At 58.1% G+C, this 18,945-nt stretch carries 21 protein-coding genes and 1 pseudogene; 13 read left to right on the top strand and 9 right to left on the bottom strand.

All coding sequences use genetic code 11. The annotated features are described in order from the left end of the window. Positions 1-19: 19 nt before the first annotated feature. Positions 20-946 carry a cation diffusion facilitator family transporter gene (locus HL45_RS15020; RefSeq protein WP_049971860.1) on the top strand — a complete coding sequence of 309 codons (927 nt, stop codon included), beginning with the start codon at positions 20-22 and terminating at the stop codon, positions 944-946. Positions 947-972: 26 nt separating this feature from the next. Further along, a complete protein-coding gene (locus HL45_RS15015; protein ID WP_049971859.1) occupies positions 973-2,043 on the top strand; it encodes a matrixin family metalloprotease in 1,071 nt (356 codons plus the stop codon). Positions 2,044-2,050: 7 nt separating this feature from the next. Here the strand turns inward: HL45_RS15015 and HL45_RS15010 are convergent, their stop codons facing one another. From HL45_RS15010 to HL45_RS14980, 7 genes are all read right to left on the bottom strand, one after another. Then, the gene (locus tag HL45_RS15010) at positions 2,051-3,148 is read right to left on the bottom strand and encodes an aminopeptidase (protein ID WP_049971858.1); all 1,098 of its coding nucleotides are present in this window, start codon (positions 3,146-3,148) and stop codon (positions 2,051-2,053) included. Between the two features lie 66 nt (positions 3,149-3,214). Further along, a complete protein-coding gene (locus tag HL45_RS15005; protein WP_049971857.1) occupies positions 3,215-3,631 on the bottom strand; it encodes a CBS domain-containing protein in 417 nt (138 codons plus the stop codon). 66 nt (positions 3,632-3,697) lie between these two features. Beyond that, complete coding sequence (locus HL45_RS15000) at positions 3,698-4,519, bottom strand: metal ABC transporter permease (protein ID WP_144240098.1); 822 nt, start codon at positions 4,517-4,519, stop codon at positions 3,698-3,700. After that, complete coding sequence (locus HL45_RS14995) at positions 4,512-5,249, bottom strand: metal ABC transporter ATP-binding protein (protein ID WP_049971855.1); 738 nt, start codon at positions 5,247-5,249, stop codon at positions 4,512-4,514. Before HL45_RS14995 ends, HL45_RS15000 begins: the two co-directional genes overlap by 8 nt. Continuing rightward, a complete protein-coding gene (locus HL45_RS14990; protein ID WP_049971854.1) occupies positions 5,246-6,298 on the bottom strand; it encodes a metal ABC transporter substrate-binding protein in 1,053 nt (350 codons plus the stop codon). The genes HL45_RS14995 and HL45_RS14990 overlap by 4 nt, the downstream gene beginning before the upstream one ends. 223 nt (positions 6,299-6,521) lie before the next feature. Then, complete coding sequence (locus tag HL45_RS14985; RefSeq protein ID WP_049971853.1) at positions 6,522-9,140, bottom strand: valine--tRNA ligase; 2,619 nt, start codon at positions 9,138-9,140, stop codon at positions 6,522-6,524. 151 nt (positions 9,141-9,291) lie between these two features. Continuing rightward, on the bottom strand, positions 9,292-9,486 hold the full coding sequence (locus HL45_RS14980; RefSeq protein ID WP_049971852.1) for a hypothetical protein: 195 nt from the start codon (positions 9,484-9,486) through the stop codon (positions 9,292-9,294). A 334-nt stretch (positions 9,487-9,820) separates the two neighbouring features. Between HL45_RS14980 and HL45_RS14975 the strand changes: the two genes are divergently transcribed. The 8 genes from HL45_RS14975 to gnd all read left to right on the top strand — a co-directional run bounded on the left by HL45_RS14975 (position 9,821) and on the right by gnd (position 15,824). Continuing rightward, complete coding sequence (locus tag HL45_RS14975; RefSeq protein ID WP_233274791.1) at positions 9,821-10,564, top strand: lamin tail domain-containing protein; 744 nt, start codon at positions 9,821-9,823, stop codon at positions 10,562-10,564. A 320-nt stretch (positions 10,565-10,884) separates the two neighbouring features. Next, positions 10,885-11,841 (top strand): CAP domain-containing protein, encoded by a 957-nt coding sequence (locus tag HL45_RS14970; RefSeq protein WP_049971850.1) that lies wholly within the window; start codon positions 10,885-10,887, stop codon positions 11,839-11,841. Between the two features lie 69 nt (positions 11,842-11,910). Continuing rightward, positions 11,911-12,192 carry a hypothetical protein gene (locus HL45_RS14965; RefSeq protein WP_049971849.1) on the top strand — a complete coding sequence of 94 codons (282 nt, stop codon included), beginning with the start codon at positions 11,911-11,913 and terminating at the stop codon, positions 12,190-12,192. Between the two features lie 60 nt (positions 12,193-12,252). After that, a complete protein-coding gene (locus HL45_RS14960; protein ID WP_049971848.1) occupies positions 12,253-12,747 on the top strand; it encodes a cation:proton antiporter regulatory subunit in 495 nt (164 codons plus the stop codon). A gap of 7 nt (positions 12,748-12,754) precedes the next feature. Continuing rightward, a complete protein-coding gene (locus HL45_RS14955) occupies positions 12,755-13,948 on the top strand; it encodes a cation:proton antiporter (protein ID WP_049971847.1) in 1,194 nt (397 codons plus the stop codon). A 174-nt stretch (positions 13,949-14,122) separates the two neighbouring features. Beyond that, positions 14,123-14,329 carry a hypothetical protein gene (locus HL45_RS14950; RefSeq protein ID WP_144240097.1) on the top strand — a complete coding sequence of 69 codons (207 nt, stop codon included), beginning with the start codon at positions 14,123-14,125 and terminating at the stop codon, positions 14,327-14,329. Positions 14,330-14,457: 128 nt separating this feature from the next. Next, positions 14,458-14,880, top strand: a complete 423-nt coding sequence (locus HL45_RS14945) for a hypothetical protein (RefSeq protein ID WP_049971845.1) — start codon at positions 14,458-14,460, stop codon at positions 14,878-14,880. 50 nt (positions 14,881-14,930) lie between these two features. After that, the gene (gnd, locus tag HL45_RS14940) at positions 14,931-15,824 is read left to right on the top strand and encodes a phosphogluconate dehydrogenase (NAD(+)-dependent, decarboxylating) (RefSeq protein ID WP_049971844.1); all 894 of its coding nucleotides are present in this window, start codon (positions 14,931-14,933) and stop codon (positions 15,822-15,824) included. A gap of 32 nt (positions 15,825-15,856) precedes the next feature. Here the strand turns inward: gnd and HL45_RS21295 are convergent, their stop codons facing one another. Continuing rightward, positions 15,857-16,012, bottom strand: coding sequence for a hypothetical protein (locus HL45_RS21295; protein ID WP_162833884.1), 156 nt, complete (start codon positions 16,010-16,012; stop codon positions 15,857-15,859). A gap of 128 nt (positions 16,013-16,140) precedes the next feature. On the opposite strand from HL45_RS21295, the gene HL45_RS14935 reads away from it, so the two are divergent. The 3 genes and pseudogenes from HL45_RS14935 to HL45_RS21650 all read left to right on the top strand — a co-directional run bounded on the left by HL45_RS14935 (position 16,141) and on the right by HL45_RS21650 (position 18,232). After that, on the top strand, positions 16,141-16,716 hold the full coding sequence (locus tag HL45_RS14935) for a 2Fe-2S iron-sulfur cluster-binding protein (RefSeq protein WP_049971843.1): 576 nt from the start codon (positions 16,141-16,143) through the stop codon (positions 16,714-16,716). 120 nt (positions 16,717-16,836) lie between these two features. Further along, positions 16,837-18,032, top strand: a pseudogene (locus tag HL45_RS21655) (MATE family efflux transporter). Next, complete coding sequence (locus tag HL45_RS21650; RefSeq protein WP_233274789.1) at positions 18,026-18,232, top strand: hypothetical protein; 207 nt, start codon at positions 18,026-18,028, stop codon at positions 18,230-18,232. The pseudogene HL45_RS21655 and the gene HL45_RS21650 overlap by 7 nt, the downstream one beginning before the upstream one ends. Positions 18,233-18,571: 339 nt before the next feature. Here HL45_RS21650 and HL45_RS14920 read toward each other — a convergent pair whose 3' ends face one another. Further along, positions 18,572-18,877 carry a DUF3784 domain-containing protein gene (locus tag HL45_RS14920; protein WP_049971841.1) on the bottom strand — a complete coding sequence of 102 codons (306 nt, stop codon included), beginning with the start codon at positions 18,875-18,877 and terminating at the stop codon, positions 18,572-18,574. Between the last annotated feature and the right edge of the window lie 68 nt (positions 18,878-18,945).

Here is an 18,945-nt window from a genome sequence, read left to right as displayed (position 1 = left end):
CCAGACCGTACCTTGTCCGATGGCGCACGACCATGCTGACCACGACGATTCCGACGATTCCGGCGACACCAGTTTTCGCGCGCTAACCATCGCGTTGGTTATCAACACGATTTTCTTCGTCGTGGAACTGGTCGGGGCACTCTACTCCGGGTCGCTGACCCTGCTGGCTGATGCGGTTCACATGCTCGCCGACAGCGCGAGTCTCGGCCTCGCGCTGTTCGCGGCGTGGATTTCCGCGCGTCCCGCCGACGCCCGCAGAACCTACGGCTACCAGCGCGCCGAAGTGCTCGGCGCGCTGGGCAACGGACTCCTTTTGTTGGTCGCAGTCGGCTACGTGTTGTTCGATTCGCTTCGCCGATTCGGCAATCCACAGCCAATTGATGCCGAACTCGTGGTTGTCGTGGGCGTGCTCGGACTGCTGGCAAATCTCGCTGGCGCGTGGGTGCTGTCGGAACACCGCGGAATTTTGAACGTCGAAGGCGCGTTTCTCCACCTCGTTGCGGACGCGCTGGGAAGCGTGGCGGCGATTGCCGTCGGCATCGCGCTCGTCTTCACCGATTTGTACATTCTCGACCCGCTGTTCGCCGTCTTCGTCGCGCTGTTGGTGCTTTACTCCGCGAAAGATCTCTTCGGTGAAAGTCTGAACATTCTCTTGCAAGGAACCCCTGCTGGAATCGATGTGGACGAAGTCCGCGCGTATCTGACCGACCTGCCGGGCGTCGTGGAGGCACACGACGTTCACGTTTGGTCGCTGAGTTCGACGCAGTACACGCTTTCGGCGCACGTCGCGGTCGAAGAGGGCGTTGACCCCGACGCGGTGCTTCGGCACTGTCAGCAGGAACTCGGTGAGCAGTTCGATATCGACCATGCGACGATTCAGGTCGAATCGGCGTCCTACACCCACACCCTCGATTTCGATTGTACTTTCCGGAGTCCCAAGGCTTGATACCACCGCGCCCCCTTTATGAGACAATGACGCGGCGCGCCCTCCTGCTTGTCCTCTGTCTCGTCCTGTCCGGTTGTGCCAGCGTTCAGTTCGACCTGCCGACCGAGGTGGAACAGGTCGAAACGACTGACCCGACGTTCGACGATTCGACGCGGAATCCGACGCAGGGAACGGGACAAACCGCCTCCGAGGGGGCCATCGCAGACCGGTCGAATCCATGGGATGAATCGGTCGTCACGGTGGCGATTAACACGAGCGCGAACTCCGACCGTCAATATCGCGAGGAAGTGCAGCATGCGCTCGACTACTGGGAAGCAAACAGCGAACAGTACGCGGGCTACGCGATTCAGTACGAACTCGTTCCAAATGCGGGGAGTCCCGACCTCATCGTCAACTTCGTGGAGAACGTCGAAAGCTGTCCACGAGTCGAGCACGCCGCGGGATGTGCGCCGTACATCACGAACTCGAACCAGATTTCTCGCCCTATGCATATCGACGTGGACGATTCGTTTTCCAGCGATTCGACGGTTCACATCCTGAAACACGAACTCGGCCACACGCTCGGCTTGAATCACAGTTCCGCCCCGCAGTCGGTGATGTCCTCCCAATCGTCGCTGGCTTCCCGACCAATGACGGACGCAACCGACCGTGATCTGCCGTGGGCCGACGCCGAACTGACGGTGTATCTCGGCCAAACGAGCGAGCAAAAAGACCGAGAGGCAATTCGAGAACAGGTAGAACACGCGCTCGACTACTACGCTGACGGAGCAGAAGATACCGTTCCGTCGAACGTTTCGTTCACCGTGACGAACAATCGAGCGAACGCGGACATCGTCGTGGAGTTCCCCGACGAACTGCCGTGCAATCCGAGTTCGAGCGGTTCCTGCGGCGGTATCCGCGGAACTGACCCCGACCAAGACGGCGCGCTGGAGGAGTACGACAGACTGACCATCTCGATTTCCGGCGTCGATACCGACGCTGCCGGCTGGTACGTCGGCTACTGGTTGGGATACGGATTCGGCCTCGACGAGTCGGAACTGGCCCCACCGTTCCAAGACGCGTCGGTACGAGAACGACAAAGCGAATGGTGGATATAGATTCGGTTTACCCTTCGAAGCCGTCTTCCCACCTGAACGCGCCGTTTCGCTGGACGACTTCGCCGTCCACTTCCATCCGCGATTTTTCGTTCATGTCGGTTATCATGTCGATGTGTACCGCGCTGTCGTTGCCAGTTTCGCCCTCGGGAAGGCAGGCGTCGTATGCGCGTCCGACCGCGAGGTGAATCGTATCACCCATCTTCTCGTCGAACAGGATGCTGTCGGTAAAGCGGTCGATGCCGCGGTTCATCCCGATGCCGAGTTCGCCGAGTCGTCGTGCTCCTTCGTCCGTGTCGAGGATGTCGGCCAATACGTCCTCACCTGTTTCGGCGCTAAAATCGACCACATCGCCGCCTTCGAACGTGAGATGCACGTTTCGGATTCGCTTGCCGCGGTGCGTCATCGGCACGTCGAAAAACACCTCGCCCTCGGTGGCGTGCGGCGCGGTGAACACCTCGCCGCTCGGCAGATTGTGTGAGTCGTAAGCCACCGTCGCGCAACTGTTGACCGCGGTTCGCTCTTCTACCGACATCGTGAGGTCGGTGTTCTCCTTGACGATTCTGATCTCGGTTCCCTCGTCCAAAATCGTCTTCATCTTCGCCATCTCCCCGGCGAGCGACTCCCAGTCCTGAAGCACGGCGTCGTAGACGAACGCCTGATACTCCTCGTAGGCCATCCCCGCCTGCTGTGCGTGGGCGCGGGTCGGATGAATCGTCGAAACCCAGTCGGTTCCGAGGCGAGTTTCGCGGATACCCATTCTTGCCTTGTTGTACGCTTGTTCCGTCTCTCCCGGAACGTCGGCTTTCGCCGTCGTACTCGTGGTTCCGCCAAGCCTAAGCACTACGTCGGCGTTTTCGTACATCGCCAGTTCGTGTTCCGGATTTTCATCGAAGTCGCCGTCGTGTCCGCGAAGGAACGACCGTTCGACTTCGTCGGAGTGATACACCGTAAGCGGGTTCGCTCCGCGTTCGCCCAGTTTCTCGCCGACCGCCATGGCGAGTTCGTGTGCGCCATCGTCAACCAGTACGACGACGTTGTCGCCTGATTCGACCCGGGCGCTCCAATCTACCAGCACTTCGGCGTGTTCGTGGATTCGCTCGTCCATACTCGCCAATCGAAGACCGGAAGAAAAGTTCTCGTGGTTTGCTGACGCGGCGATTTGTCCCCCGATTCACAACCGCGGCGACTGCTCTTCGATAACATCTGCGACTTCGTCCAACTCGTCAGCCACCGCGACCAGCACGTCATCGAGTGTCACGAGTCCGGTCAGTTGCCCGCTTTCGACGACCGGAAGACGCCGAATTTCGGCGTCTTCCATCTGCTCGACTGCATCGTGGACGTTCGCATCGGACTCGATAGTTGTCAGGTCGCGGGTCATAATCTCGCTTACCGCTCGATTCGATGCATTTCCGTCGTCCGCGAGCGAGAGCGCGATTTTTCGGTCGGTGACGATTCCGACTGGTTCGTCGTTATTTACGATTGGAACACAGCCGACGCTTTCGTCGCCCATCATTTGTACAATCTCCGCGAGCGTGGCGTCTTCGGTTGCAGTGACGACGTCAGTCGCCGCAATGTCGCTAACTGTCATGGAATCCCCCGAAACGGGAACAACGAGGAGTCACCTAAAGACGACGGCCATCGACGATTTTCCTCCTCAGCGAGCAACGACGGCGACCAGCGTGAACACACCGATTGCAACCAAAACGATAGTTCCCCCCGCCGCGAGTCCGTAGGCGTAGGACAGCGTGATGCCGACGATGACGGCGATTTCGCCGATGAGCACGCCGATGACGAGCGACTGGCGGAAACTATGCGCGACCTGTGACGCCGCGGCGACCGGAACCACGAGCATCGCGGCGACGAGGATGACACCCATGATTTGCATGGCCGCGACGACGACCAACGCGGTCAGCACGACCAGCAGGCGGTTGTACCGTCGTACCGGGATTCCCGACACGCGGGCCGCCGTCTCGTCGAACGTGACGGCGAACAGTTGTCGTCGCGTGACACCGACGACGCCGACGACGAGGGCCGAGAGCGCGACCATCACGGTGACGTTTTCGGAGGTGACCGTCGCCAAACTGCCGAACAGATATTGGTCGATGCCGACCGCAATTCCGCCGTCCGAGAGGCTGATGAGGACGCTCCCGAGGGCGAACCCGCCCGACAACACGATTGCCATGGCCACGTCGCCGTAGGCGTCGGTGTGTTCCGCGAGCGCCTGTATCGCCAGCGCCGCGAGTACGGACACCACGAGCGCGGTGAGATACGGCGAGACGACGACATCCAAACTTCCGAGGAACAGTCCGACCGCGACTCCCGCGAAGGCGGAATGGGCCAGCGTATCCCCGATGAGTGCCATCCCGCGGTGGACGAGAAACGACCCGACGAGGGGTGCGACGAGGCCCACGCAGAGTCCCGCAATGAGCGCGAGACGCATGAACCGATAGCTCAGCATCTCCGCAACATCAATCATGGTCGTGGTGGAGTTGTCGTTGGTTCGCGCCGTAGGCCTCGGCCAGCACCTCGCTAGCTTCGAACTCGTCGGTGTCCCCGTGGAAGTACAGCTTTCGGTTCAGGCAGGCGATTCTGTCCGCGTGTTCCGTGACGACGCCGATGTCGTGTTCCACGAGAATGACGGCCAAACCGTCCTCGTTCAGGTCGTGCAGGAGGGTGTAAAACTCCTCTCTGGATTCGGCATCGACGCCGACCGTCGGTTCGTCCAGCACGAGCACGTCAGCGTCTGCGGCCAGCGCGCGGGCGATGAACGCGCGCTGTTGTTGTCCGCCCGAAAGGCGGGCAACCCTGCGGTTTGCCAGAGCCGAGATTCCGACGGTTTCCATCGCATGTGCGACCGCCTCACGGTGTTTCTCTCCGGCGAATCCGAACCCAAGGAGGGAACTCCGCCCCGCCCTGACGACTTCCTCGACCGTCACGGGCATTCCGGAAACTGCCGTCACGTTCTGTGCGACGTAGCCGACGCGCCCGCCTTTTCTCCCTTTCTCCGGCGATTCGCCGAACAGGCGAACCGTCCCCTCGTCCGGCGTTTGCAAGCCGAGGACGAGTTCGAGGAGAGTGCTCTTTCCCGACCCGTTCGGGCCGACGAGCCCGAGAAATTCGCCGTCCTCGACCGTCATCGAAACGTCCGAAAGCACCGGTCTGTCGCCGTAGCCGAACGTCGCGTTTTCGATTTCGGCGACTGTCATTTCGCTCCGAGTGCCGTTTTCAACGAGGGGAGATTCACTTCTTCCATGATTTCGATGTATCCCCAATCCTTCTCATTCCACTCTTCCGTGACGCTCGGAATCGGCGTAATCGAAAGGTGGTCTTTTGCATCGGTTTCCGAAACCAGTTGTTTCGCGGCCCTGTCGGATTCGAAAACGGGTGCGAGAACGTGCGTGATGTCGTGTTCCTCGATGATATTCTGCGCGCGCTGTACGTCCTTCGGACTCGGCGACGAGTCGGGTGCGAGTCCCGTCAGGGCGTGAATCTCGAACCCGTATCGCTCGCCGAGATACTGAAAGGCGTTGTGTCCAGCGACCAGCACCGCGTTTCGCTCCGTGGATTCCAGTTCGGATTCGAACGTCGAATCGAGTTCGTCCAACTGATTTTGGAAGTCCTCCGCGTTTCCGGCGAGGGACTCGCCGGAAACGCCCTCCATTTCCGAAAGGCCACTTTCGATGGTCGAGACTGCTTGGTTCGCGCGTTGCGGGTCGAGCCAAAAGTGCGGGTCGCTGGCTCCGTGGTCGTGCCCGCCTTCGCCCTTGTCGTGCTGGTCGCCCTCCTCGTGGCCGTGCTCGGTTTCGTTCCCGTGATTTTCCTCCTCATGATGCTTTTCTTCACCTTCATGCTTGTCGCCGTGTCCCGGCGCGGGCAGGAGAGAAATTCCGTGTCTCGCCGCGACAATCGTGATTTCTGGACGGTCTTGTTCGATGTTTTTCACCATCCTGTCGGCCCACGGCTGAAACCCTTTCCCCATGTAAATTACTGCGTCGGATTCCATCGCGTCCCGCTGAACCTGCGCGGACGGTTCCCATCCGTGACCGTGCTGACCGACTGGCACCAAACTCTCGGCGTTCGCGGCGTCCCCTACAACATTCCGCGCGAAGTCGGTTAGGACGAAAAACGACGTTTGCACCGTGGTCGAATCGTCCGACCCATCACCGGCAGAAGAGCCGAGACAACCGGCAATCGTTCCGTTCACGAGCAGTGCGGTTCCCGTTTTGAGCGCACGTCTTCGAGTGATGTTCGTCATTAGTATATTAACAATATTAGGGCTCTAGTTAATAAATTCTGCTATTGTCGTATTCGTTGTTGTTAACCAGTGTCGTCATCCGCCAATCCCGTCAACTAACGATATTGGCGGGTTGCAATGCTTCTGGATAGGTACGTTAGTCGTGGCGCACTGTCGCCAACTGATTCGCATCCCTTCCGGCGAATTTCGTCCGAGAAAAGCTCGTGAGATTCGACTTTACACTTCAGGGAAAGACGAGAACCGTCGCGTGCTCGGTTTCGAGCACTTCGACTTCCTCGCCGCTTTCCGCGCGGTACTCCTCTTCGATTTCGACCCAGTCGCCGTCGAGGGTGACTTCCTCGCCCGCGGCGGCCAGCGTAATTTCGCCGTGAGTGTCTAACTGAGCTTTGAGTTCGGCGGGGTCGGTCGATTCCAGCGCGCCGACGACTGCGCCCGCTTTGTCGCGGAACTTCGGCCCGATTGCGGAGTGGTCGGGCGAAACGCCGACCGGCGCGAGTTCGACGTTCGGCCTGCCGGCTTCCAGATACACCGGGGCGTTCACGGCCTCGCTCAGGTCGTAGGTGTCCGGTTTCCGCTCGGCATCGCTGTACAGTTCGATGCGGTCGAGTTCTTCGTTGAGCGCCATTCCCTCGTCGGATTTCCACGCCCGAACCTCGCTCGCGGTTTCGGCGATGATTTCGCCAGCCAGTTCGGCTTCCTCGTCGTGCATTTCGACGTCCGGCCAGCGCGACTGACTGATGCTTTCCTCGGTTCCGGGGAGGTGGCTGTACACCTCTTCGGCGAAGAACGGCGAGAACGGCGAGAGCATCCGGATGATGGATGAGAACGTCGTGTACAGCGCGTGTCGCGCCGCGTTTCGCTCGCCGGGACGGCCTTCGTACAGGCGACCCTTGACGAGTTCGAGGTAGTCGTCCGCGAGGTCGTTCCAGACGAACTCGCGGAGCGTTCGGAGCGCGCTGTCGTAGCGGTACTCTTCCATGTCCTCGCTGACGGAGTCGGCGGTCTGTGACAACCGCGAGAGAATCCAGCGGTCTGCGTCACGGTAGGCCGGGTCGCTGATTTCGGGCGTGTTCTCGTCGAAGTGGTTGCGCGAGAACTGAAAGATGTTCCAGATTTTCGTGAGGAAGCGCGATGCGGAAGTCGCCTCCTTCGGCTGGAACTGAACGTCGCTTCCGGGCTGCCCGCCGAGAACCAATGCCTGCCGGAGCGAGTCGGCACCGTACTCGTCGATGGCTTCCCTCGGCGTGACGACGTTGCCCCGGGACTTGCTCATCTTGTTGCCGTCCGGGCCGAACACCATGCCGTTGATGAGAGCGGTGTCCCACGGACGCTCGTCCGTCAACTCGCCGACGCGCAGGAGCGTGTAGAACGCCCACGTCCGGATGATGTCGTGTCCCTGCGGGCGGAGCGAGACGGGTTCGAACTCGTCCAGTTCGAGGTCGTCGGGCCACCCGCTGATGTGAAGCGGCGTGATAGACGAATCCATCCACGTGTCCATCACGTCGGTTTCGCCAGTCCACGAGTCCGCGCCACATTCCGGACAGTCGCCGACTGCCGGGCCGGTTTCGGTCGGGTCAACTGGTAGTTCGTCCGTGTCTGCAAGATGCCAGTGGCCACAGTCTTCGCATTCCCATGCCGGAATCGGCGTGGCGAACACGCGCTGGCGGGAGATAACCCAATCCCAGTCCATGCCCTCTGCCCACTCTTCGAGGCGCGCGTGCATGTGGTCGGGAATCCACTCGACTTTCTCCGCCTTTTCCATAATTTCGTCCGACTGCACCTTGACGAACCACTGTTCTTTCGACAGAATCTCGATTGGCGTATCACAGCGCCAGCAGGCACCGACCGCCTGTTCGGTCGGTTCGGAGTCGTTGAGGTAGCCCTCCTCGTCCAGCGTTTCGGCTATTTCCTCTTTCGCCTCGCTGATGGTCAGGCCCTCAAACTCGCCCGCGAGTTCGTTCAGGTAACCGTCCTCGGTGAACACCGGGCGCAAGTCCAAATCGTGCTCCGCCCACCAGTCCACGTCCTGTTTGTCGCCGAACGTACAAATCATCACCGCGCCGGTTCCGAAGTCGCCGTCAACGTCGTCGTCGGCGATGAGTTCGACTTCCTGCCCGAACAGTGGCACTTCGAACGTCTCACCGATTCGGTCGGCGTAGCGTTCGTCGTCGGAGTCAACCGCCATACCGACACAGGCCGAGAGCAGTTCGGGGCGGGTGGTTGCGATTTCTATATCGTCGTTGTCCACGCCGTCGAAGGTGACGTAGTAGAGCGTTCCCGTCCGATCTTCCTTCTCGACTTCCGCGTCCGCGATGGCCGTCTCACAGCGAGGACACCAGTTAACGGGGTGTTCGTCGCGGTAGACGTACTCTTCCATCTCGATGAACGACTGCTGGGTTTTCGCCCAGTACTCCTCGTCCATCGTCCGGAACTCCGCGTTCCAGTCGATTGAGAAGCCGAGTTCGTTCATCGTCTCCTTCATCGAGTCGATCTGTTCCTCGGTGTGTTCGATACAGAGATTGCGGAACTTCTCCCGGGAAACGTCGGTTCGGTGAATGTCGTGGTTCTCCTCGACCTTCACTTCTGTCGGCAGTCCGTGACAGTCCCATCCCTGCGGAAACAGCACTTGTTCGCCCTGAAGGCGGTGATAGCGCGCCGCGAAGTCGATGTAACTCCACTGGAGTCCGTGTCCGATGTGGAGGTTTCCGGTCGGATACGGTGGTGGCGTGTCGATGACGTACTCCAAATCACCGTCGGGGGTGTATACATCGGAGCCTTGCCACTCTTTCCGCCATTTTGGTTCTATACGCTCGGGTTCGTAGTCGTTTGGAACGTCGCTCATGGATACAAATTCCTGTCGCTGTCTGGTGATTCGGTGAGAAACACGACCGGCTTATCGTCTGCACTATAGACGTACTACCGACACCATCGCGCTCATACCTGTGACTGTGCGCGTCGTCGCTGATAAAGGTTCCCGTCCGATGGCGTTCGAATCAATCCCGAACTGTCCAATATCTTTGAACGAGAGCGAAGATGCCGATGGTTCCGAGCGCGGCGGCGACGGCCTGAAACAGTCTTGTCAGATTTTCGATAACGAAGAGGAAATACGGCATCGCCAGCAACACTGCGATGACCGAAAGGAGAACGATGACGACGTTTAATCGTCGGATGATTCGGTCGTCGCTCATATCCGATACGATACACCGGTTAATTATTTGATTGTACCGGATAACGAAACAGATGCACAGAATTATTTGAAATGACAACTCGCTTTCTCCGGATTCTATCCGAAACACACGAATTTATATCAGTATGTGTGTCTGTGACCTGACTATATAAAATACTAATAGAAACAAGGTTAATTTTGTAATATAAAAAATTAAAAACTATGGTGCAGTCGTCACGCTCGTTTTCACACTGGTTCTTAGTGGTATCGCTGGTGCGATTGCTGTCGTTCCTGCTAATGGGTACATCACCGACAGCGACCGAGTCACTGTCACCGATGTCGTGGACGGCGATACGTTGGACGTTCGCTATTCCGATGGAACGACGGAAACCGTCCGATTGCTCGGCGTCGATACGCCCGAAACGCACAGCGCGAACACGCCCGACGAGTTCGAAGGCCTTCCGACCAACAGCGCCGGTGAGAACTGTCTCGCCGACGAGGGTGAAGACGCCACGGCGTTCATGACCCGCGAACTCGAAGGCAAGCAGGTCACCCTGAAGTTCGATTCCGAATCCGACAAACGCGGCTACTACGGGCGACTGCTGGCCTACGTCTACCACGGCGGTGAAGATTACAACTACAAACTCATCGACTCCGGGCGGGCGCGGGTGTACGATTCGACGTTTTCCAAGAGCGATAGCTACTACAGCGCCGAATCGAGCGCCCAAAGCGAACGCAGGGACTTGTGGCGGTGCCGCGACGCTGGCGGTGCGGGTGACGTAGACATCGAGACGATTCACGCCGATGCTTCGGGGAACGACAACGACAACCTGAACGACGAGTACGTGATCCTCGAAAACACCGGTTCCAGCACGATTTCGCTCTCGGGATGGACGATTTCGGACGCAGTGGGCCAGTCGTACACCTTTTCGGGAACGTCGCTCGCCCCCGGTGAAACTGTGATGCTCCACACCGGCAGCGGTTCGGATTCGAGCAGTGACGTGTACTGGAACCGCGGTTCCGCCGTCTGGAACAACGACGGTGATACCGTTTTGCTCGACACCGATTCGGGAAGTCGGGTAACGAGTCGCGCGTACTAACAAATAACGAACGTATTCTTTGCAGGGTGCCGTGGAAATATCCTTTAACTGATATTACCTTTGCCCCCGTATCTATTTCTCTCTGATTTGATGATTTTGTCATCTCACCAACCAACAAATTTCGTTTACTAATATCTCGTGCGAATTTCATTAGAAATCCATAATCAATGGCTAATTATGCAAAAAATTATGTTCCCATGGTAGGGACACCTATCCGCGATGGCATGGCACGCTAGCCCCCACGACGACCGGCAGTCACAACTATCGACCGACTGCCGCGATGAGTATCGACAGACGACCACCCGACCAGCGAGGACGGCATGAGACGGAAACCCCTCTCGGTCGCTCTTTCGCTGGCCCTCGCAATCCTCGTTCTAACCAGTACGGTCGCCGTCGGTGCGGTTTCGTCCGAATCGACGATGTCGGAAAGCGACCACGATTCGACTGCAAACGAAACCGATTCGACCGACGCGACTGACGCCGCCGAGGTGGATGGATGGGAACGCGCGATTTCTGCCGTACAGAACGCACTCGAAGACGGCGAACTGAACGGTGATTTCTGGCACTTCCTTCAATCAATCCTGTCCGGAGGTGAAGACGATGCTGACCGACCGACGACTCCGGAACCGGAACAGCCGACGACCGAACCGCCCGAAACGACGGCTTCGACCCCGGACGAGACGACTACTACGGAAACACCGGACACGACGACCCAGCCGGAATCTACCACGACTCCAGAAACAACCACCACGGAATCGCCTGAAACCACTACGACTGAGCCAACGACGACGCCAGACGAATCGGACGGCTTCGACCGGAGCGAAGTCGAGCGGTACGTCCACCAGTTCGTCAACGAAGAGCGCACGGAACGTGGCCTCAACGCCATCTCGTTCGACACCGAACTCCGCGACATCGCGCGCGGACACAGCGAGGACATGGCGACTCGAAACTACTTCTCGCACACCTCTCCCGAGGGCGAGAACTTCGCCGACCGCTACGAGCAAGCAGGCTACATCTGTCAAGCATCGACTGGTGACGGTTCGTACCTCACGGGCGGCGAAAATATCGCCCAGACGTGGTACGACACGCCGATTAACAGCGGCGACGAAACGGTTCGCTACACCACGGAACGCGAACTCGCTCGCGGTATCGTCGACCAGTGGATGAACTCGCAGGGCCACCGCGAGAACATTCTCACCGATTCGTGGCAGAACGAAGGAATTGGCATCTACGTCACAGAAGACGGACAGGTGTACGCGACGCAGAACTTCTGTTAACCAAAATCGGCCTGTTTTTATTTTCGGCGAAAGGGTTACCCGTCCCGTATTCGAATCACTACCATTGGAATGAGTAGTTTCGAGCGTCTTGACCTCCGAATTTCGCCCGAGGAAGCTACCGATTTGGTTCGGCATCGACTCGACGACCTTCGTGTGGTTCGGCGCGACGGAGCCATCGAGTTCCGAACCGCTACCGGATTTGTCGTAGCCACCCTCCATCACTCCGACGAGGAGAATGAGACGAAGGCTAGGCTCCGCTACAGAACCGCTCCGCGACTACCGGTGTATCTCCACAAAGTGTCCAAAGGGGAGGAAATTCGAGACGCACTCTTCGAATTTCGAGTGACGTAATCCATCGCCCACCGTGATTTTTAGCGTGACGTTTATGCCTTTTCCAACTCCCTTTCCACTATGACTGTCTACGAATCGGAAATCCCCGGCGTCGGCCACAAGTTCGAACTCGAACTCGACGGCGAGGAGCGACTCGTCGTCATCATCCACCACGATGGAAAACGCGAACTGTATCGGCGTCCGTCGCCGAACGAGGACAGCGTCAAACTCGCCTCGCTGACGGGCAAGAAAGCCCGTCAGCTCGGCTCTATCCTCGAAGGAGCCTACTTCCAACCGGTCGAGATGGACGATTTGAACGTTCCGCTCGGGGAGTCCATCATCGAATGGGTGGAGGTCAAAGACGGTTCCCCGCTGGTTGACCAAACCCTTCAACAGGCGGAAATCAGACAGCAAACCGGTGTCTCCATCATCGCAATTCAGCGCGGCGAGGAGACGATTTCGAACCCAAGTCCGGATACGGGCATCGACTCGGGCGACATCCTCGTCGCCATCGGAACCCGCGAGGAACAGGCGGAACTCTCGGACTTGCTCACCGCCGACGACGAGGGCAACTGAACAACCGATGGCAGACCCGCTCCTCGTTCAGTTCGGAATTGCAGTGACGGCTATAGCGCTCATCGGGGCGCTCGCATCCCGTATTAGCCTCTCCGTCATCCCCGCCTACATCATCGTCGGCATCCTCGTCGGTCCCAACGAACCGACAGCCATCGGCGGCATCTCGCTGCAACTCGTCCAAACCGGCGAGTTCATCGACCTTCTCGCCGAACTCGGTATCGTCTTCCTCCTCTTTTTCCTCGGCTTGGAGTTCAGCCTTCAGCAACTCGTTTCGAACCGCGACCGACTGGTCAAAATCGGCTTCGTAGACCTCGGAATCAACTTCCTTCTCGGGCTGGGACTCGGTGTCCTGTTCGGCTTCTCGTGGCTCGAATCCTTTTTCCTCGCTGGAATCGTCTACATTTCCTCCAGCGCCGTGATAACGAAGTCGCTCATTGACCAAGGCTGGATTGCGAACGCGGAAAGCGAACCGATTCTCGGAACGCTCGTCTTCGAGGACATCTTCATCGCGGTGTATCTGGCCCTGCTGTCGGCGGTCGCACTGGGCGAGGGAAGTCCGACTGACGCCGCACTATCCATCGGTGTATCGGTGGCCTTCCTCGTCGTCCTCGTCGCGGTTGCGTGGTACGGTTCGGAGTACATCGAACGACTGTTCGAAACCGAATCGAACGAACTGTTTCTTCTTCGCGTGACCGGCGTCACCGTCCTCATCGCCGGAACCGCCTTGGCACTGGGCGTCAGCGAGGCAGTCGCCGCCTTCTTCGTCGGGACGATGTTCAGTCAAACCGACCACGTCCACCGAATCGAACAAGTGCTTTCGCCGGTTCGTGACCTGTTCGCCGCCATCTTCTTTTTTTCCATCGGCTTGGCCACGGACATCACCCTGCTGGCGGATATCCTCCTCCTGTTGGGTGTTGCGGTGGTCGTTACGACCGTCGGCAAGTTCGTCAGCGGAACCGTTTCGGGGCGTTTCTACGGACTCGACAGAACGCGCTCGTTCCGCGTCGGGTTCGGAATGGTTCCCCGCGGCGAGTTCTCGCTGGTCTTATCGACGCTCGCCATAAGCGTCGGAACCGGTGCGCTCGGTGACCTGATTCCCGCGTTTACCGTCGGCTACGTGCTCATTATGAGCATTCTCGGAACGCTGTTGATTCAGCACTCGGACAGGGTGACGGACGTGTTGGAAACGGCGCTCGCGTAGCCGCGTGGCCGAAATAGATTTTATATCTTACAAAATATATATGTCATTTACTGTCCAAACTGCGGCGTCGATGTTGGCTCCGATTCGATTTACTGTCGGGACTGTTATCGACGACTGAGCGATACCGTCACGACCAGACCGCGGGGCATTACACTCGTCTGCGGACTCGTGCTCGTGAGCGGTTTCTTGCAGGCGGTGTTAGGATACTGGCTTCTCGACGGCGGCCTTTTCGCTACAGTACTCGGCGGGTTCACTCTGTTCGTGGCCGCTCTCCAGTTCGTCATTGTTTACGGTCTGTGGCGATGGAAACTCGCGGTGACGGTGTACGGATTGGAGGTGTTCCTCAGCGTCGGTGGATTCTCTCTCGGTGCCCCGATTTGAGTCGCCAAATTGGTTCTCAACGGGGGTATTCTCCTCTACCTGCTCACGCAAAAGCGTCGGTTTTGAATCCCGGTTTTAGATTCCTCCGAACCCCTATTTTGAAGTAGCCTCTGTCCACAGATTGTCACGTGTCTTGCGAAGAATGCGGCGCGAGTACCCGCGACGGTGCGAAACTCTGCCGTGATTGTGGTGCGCCGACGCCGAAATACATCGAAGCTATCTGCGTGCTGGCGCTGGTCGTTGATCCCTTTGTTTTCGCACTGCTGTTCTCGGTAACGGTGATTCCGCCGTCAGTTGCCGAGATTGGCCTCCTCGTTCTCTCGCCGTTTCTCTTCGCAAAATTTCCTATCTACTACGGTTTGTTTCGAGCGAAAACGTGGGCGTGGGGGTTCGCCGTCGTGATGTTCGCTCTCGGCGCGCTGGTCGGCTTGGTTGCGCTCTGGTTCGGCAGTCCGAGCGGTTTCGTGACACTGCTCGGAAACGGTTCCATCGCGGCGTACATCTACAGCAAACACGCGGTGTACGTTCCTGCTACAACGACAACAGCATAAACTGAACTCGAACCGCAACCCCTACCTCTCCCCCACCAGCACCTACTGCCATGCAACTGGGCGTCATCGGACTGGGGCGCATGGGTCGAATCGTAGTGGACAGAACGCTCGATGCGGGACACGACATCGTCGCCTACGACATCTCCGAGGAGGCGGTCGAATCAGCAGAGTCGGCGGGTGCGGAACCCGCCGATTCGGTGGCTGACCTCGCCGAGAAACTCGGCGACGAGAAGCGAATCTGGCTGATGGTGCCCGCCGGGGAACCCGTGGATGCCGCGCTGGAGGATTTGGAACCGTTCCTTGACGAGGACGACGTGGTCGTCGATGGCGGGAACTCGTATTTCGAGGACTCGGTTCGACGTGCAGAAACCACGGAATCGGCGTATCTCGACTGCGGCACCAGCGGCGGCCCGGCGGGAGCAGAACTTGGCTTCTCGCTAATGGTCGGCGGGCCGCAGTGGGCCTACGACGAACTGGTTCCCGTGTTCGACGCAGTCGCGACCGGCTCGGATGGCCACGACAGAATGGGCAAAGCAGGCTCGGGGCACTACGTCAAGATGGTTCACAACGGCGTCGAGTACGCGCTGATGCAGACCTACGGCGAGGGCTTCGAACTGCTCCACGAGGGACGATACGACCTCGATTTGGAGAAAGTCGCCCGGACGTGGAACAACGGCGCGGTTATCCGCTCGTGGCTTCTCGAACTCTGTGAGGAAGCGTTCCGCGAGGAGGGCACCGATTTGGGCGACGTGGCCGACCACATCGCAGGTGGTTCGACCGGGACGTGGACGGTGCAGGAAGCGTTAGAACAGGAGGTTCCGGTTCCGCTTATCTACCAAGCCCTCGGCGAGCGATTCGACAGTCGGTCGGAAGGCCGATTCTCGCGGCGGTTGGCCAATCGACTTCGATATGGCTTCGGTCGGCACGAGGTCAAGCGAGAGTAATCTCCGCGAGCGACGAGTGAAACGAGAATGACTCACGAACGATACAGATGAAGCGCAATGAGGAAGACTAAAAGAAGCGGGATAATCGAGAACGCCGCTTCGAGCGGAACCAAGACAAGCACTATCGCGGACACGACGACGAACTCAAGTGCGACCAACACACTCACAGCCTCGGCCGGAGTCGCCATTTTCAACATTCGTCTCGCCACGACTGTTAATTCTATGGAATGATTCGATTGCTGGTCGAGCGACCGTCACTCCGTTTCCACCCGTCAATCACAATGCTGTTAAACCACCGTTCCGTAGCTTCCGCCATATGGTAAACGAACTGGGTCTGGGACTCGGGCTACTGCTCACGCTCACCGCAGTGGCTCTGCACTTCACCAAGGGAACCAAGTGGCGCGCCGCGGACGACATTTCCCAAGAAGTGCTCGACCGACGCGCGGCGAGTGTCCCCGAAACCGACTTCCCCGAACCGATGAACCGCTCTATCGGTGGTGGCGGTGCGGTCGCTGTGGGTGCCGGTGCGGAAGGCGAACTCGAAGGCGAAGAAGGCGAGGAAGAGGACGCTGGCTTCGACCCCGAAGCGATTCCGGAGGACGAAGTCGAATACTTCGAAGTCGAATACGTCAAAGAGGGTTCGACCATCGAAGTCGCCAGCAACGAGACGATTCTCGAAGCAGGCGAAGAAGAAGGCTGGGACCTTCCGTACTCCTGCCGCGCAGGGTCGTGTCTCTCCTGTGGTGCGAAAATCGCCGACGGAGAACCGGACGACGTCATTCACAGCAACAACGACACGCTTAGCGACGACGAACTCGACAACGGATACTTCCTGTCCTGTACGGCCTATCCGCAGGCCGACATCAGCGTCGAGACGAACGAAACGCCGTAGTCTGCTCGCCGTCCTCTCTTCGGCGACATTTCCTTTTTATTTCCTTACACAACTCGCAATTCAAAGCGTTGAAATCTCCTCAAATACTGTCGAATACTAGTGACGGAAACGTAGGATACGATTACCGAGGGACGGCTTTCGCGACCACTATTTAAGCTCGCGTGGCCGACTATCATCACGCAACTCCTGCAAGTTGCCTACAACATTACAGACACTATCTGGCTCGGGCGCGTCTCCGCACCCGCGGTCGGTGCCCTGAGTGTCGCACTTCCCGTTAGCATTCTCATTATCTCCATCAGCGGCGGATTTACCGTCGCCGGAAGTACGCTCGTCGCCCAGTACATCGGCGCGGAAAGCGACACGTCCGCGGGAGAAGTCACGGGACAGACGATTTCGTTCGTCGGCGTTCTGTCGCTCGTCCTCGGCGCGTTAGCTATTTCCTCGCAGAATCACTGCTGGCGTTGTATCCGGCACAGGACGCGACTGCGAATACGGTCATTCCGTTGGCCACCGACTACCTTCGAGTGCTGTTCCTCGGAACGCCGTTCATCTTCGGCTTTCACGTCTTCTCTGCGCTCATGCGCGGGTACGGAAACACCCGCCTCCTGATGCGAGTCCTGACCGTCAGCGTCCTGTTGAACGTCGTCGCAGACCCGCTGTTCATCTTCGGTTGGGGGTCAATCGACGGAATGGGAATTGAGGGGGCCGCGATTGCGACCGTCCTCGCCCGCGGTGTGGCGACTGTCATCGGTCTTTATATCCTCTTTCGAACGTCGTTTGGCCCGGATATCCGACTCGAAAATCTCGTCCCTGACGTTTCTCATGTTTGGGACATCGTCCGAATCGGCACGCCCAGTGCGCTGGAGGAATCCTCCGGCGCGCTGGCGATGCTCACTCTCACCGCCATTATCGTCACCTTCGTCTCGCCGGTTATCGCGGCCTACGGCCTCGGCAATCGAATCGTCTCCCTCGTTTTCCTCCCGGCGGTCGGACTGGGTCGCGCGACGAACACGATTGTCGGCCAAAACCTCGGCGCGGGCAAGGTTGACCGCGCGGAACAGGCCGTCTGGTTGGCTGCAAAAGCGGGGTGTGCGGTAATGGTCGTCGTGGCTTTCGTTGCGCTGGCGTTTTCGGACATCCTCGTCAGCGTCTTCCTTTCCAGTGGCTCGGAGTACGCAAACGAAACGCTTCGCCACGCATCCGAGTATCTCGAAATTCGAACCATCGAGTTCGTCTTCATCGGTCTGTTCCACGTCCTCGTCGGGGCGTACCGTGGGCCGGAAACACGAAAACTGCGATGGTGTTCTCGATGGTGACGCTGTGGCTCTGTCGGGTTCCCGTCGTCTACTACTTCTCCATCGTCCTCGGCCTCGGTTCGACTGGCATCTGGTTGGGTGTCGCAATTGGGCACATCGTGGGCGCAATCGGGGCCGGACTGTGGTTCACTCGCGGCACGTGGAAGCAGGCCGTCATCAGTGACCCGGTACAATTCTCATCGACCGGCGTTGAGAAGTAAAATCGGTGGAAATGTGTTCTGTGGACTCTCTCTCTCGTGAGCCTTGCCGCGGATAGTTCAGATTATAATCTTGAGCGAACTAGACGAAAGATATATTGTAATTAATAACTTACATTAACGTGGTCATATAGTACGATGGCCAGATAAAAATAATAATGAAATCAGAAAAACTTGAATTAGTGAATCGGCGTACCGTACTCCAGACATTTCTTGCACTTGCGGCAGTGATGGGTGGCTCGCTATTCAGTGTTGCTGGCAAGGATGAAGAGGAAGAACCTCGCGCCGAATGCCACTCTTGTGGAGACACGCTCGTGGCCGATATGCAGATACCTGCATAAATCAGTAGGTGTATCGGCGCGAGCCGAAAATCATTCTTCCGGCGAAGATGACGACGATGACTCCGAAGGCAATCCACACGATATTTTCAAATACGCCCAGGTAGTCGACGATTCCCACAACCATCGTGAGAACTCCAACGAGAATGGCGTTCGTTCCAATGAAGTTATTCAGTCCTTGCTCGTCGGCTACTTCGTCCGGGTCGTATCCTGCAATCAGCTTGGACATTCCTTTATATTTGATGAGGGCACCAAGTACGACCACGAACAGACCACTCGTGAGTGTGAGTATCAGTCGATCTACGGCCATATGATATATTAGTCACTATTGCACAAATATTTTTCTACGATCTTCATACTGACGGATAAAGGAAAAAA

Source organism: Haladaptatus cibarius D43 (genome assembly GCF_000710615.1).
Classification (GTDB): domain Archaea; phylum Halobacteriota; class Halobacteria; order Halobacteriales; family Haladaptataceae; genus Haladaptatus; species Haladaptatus cibarius.
This window is presented reverse-complemented; position numbering and strand designations above follow the sequence as displayed.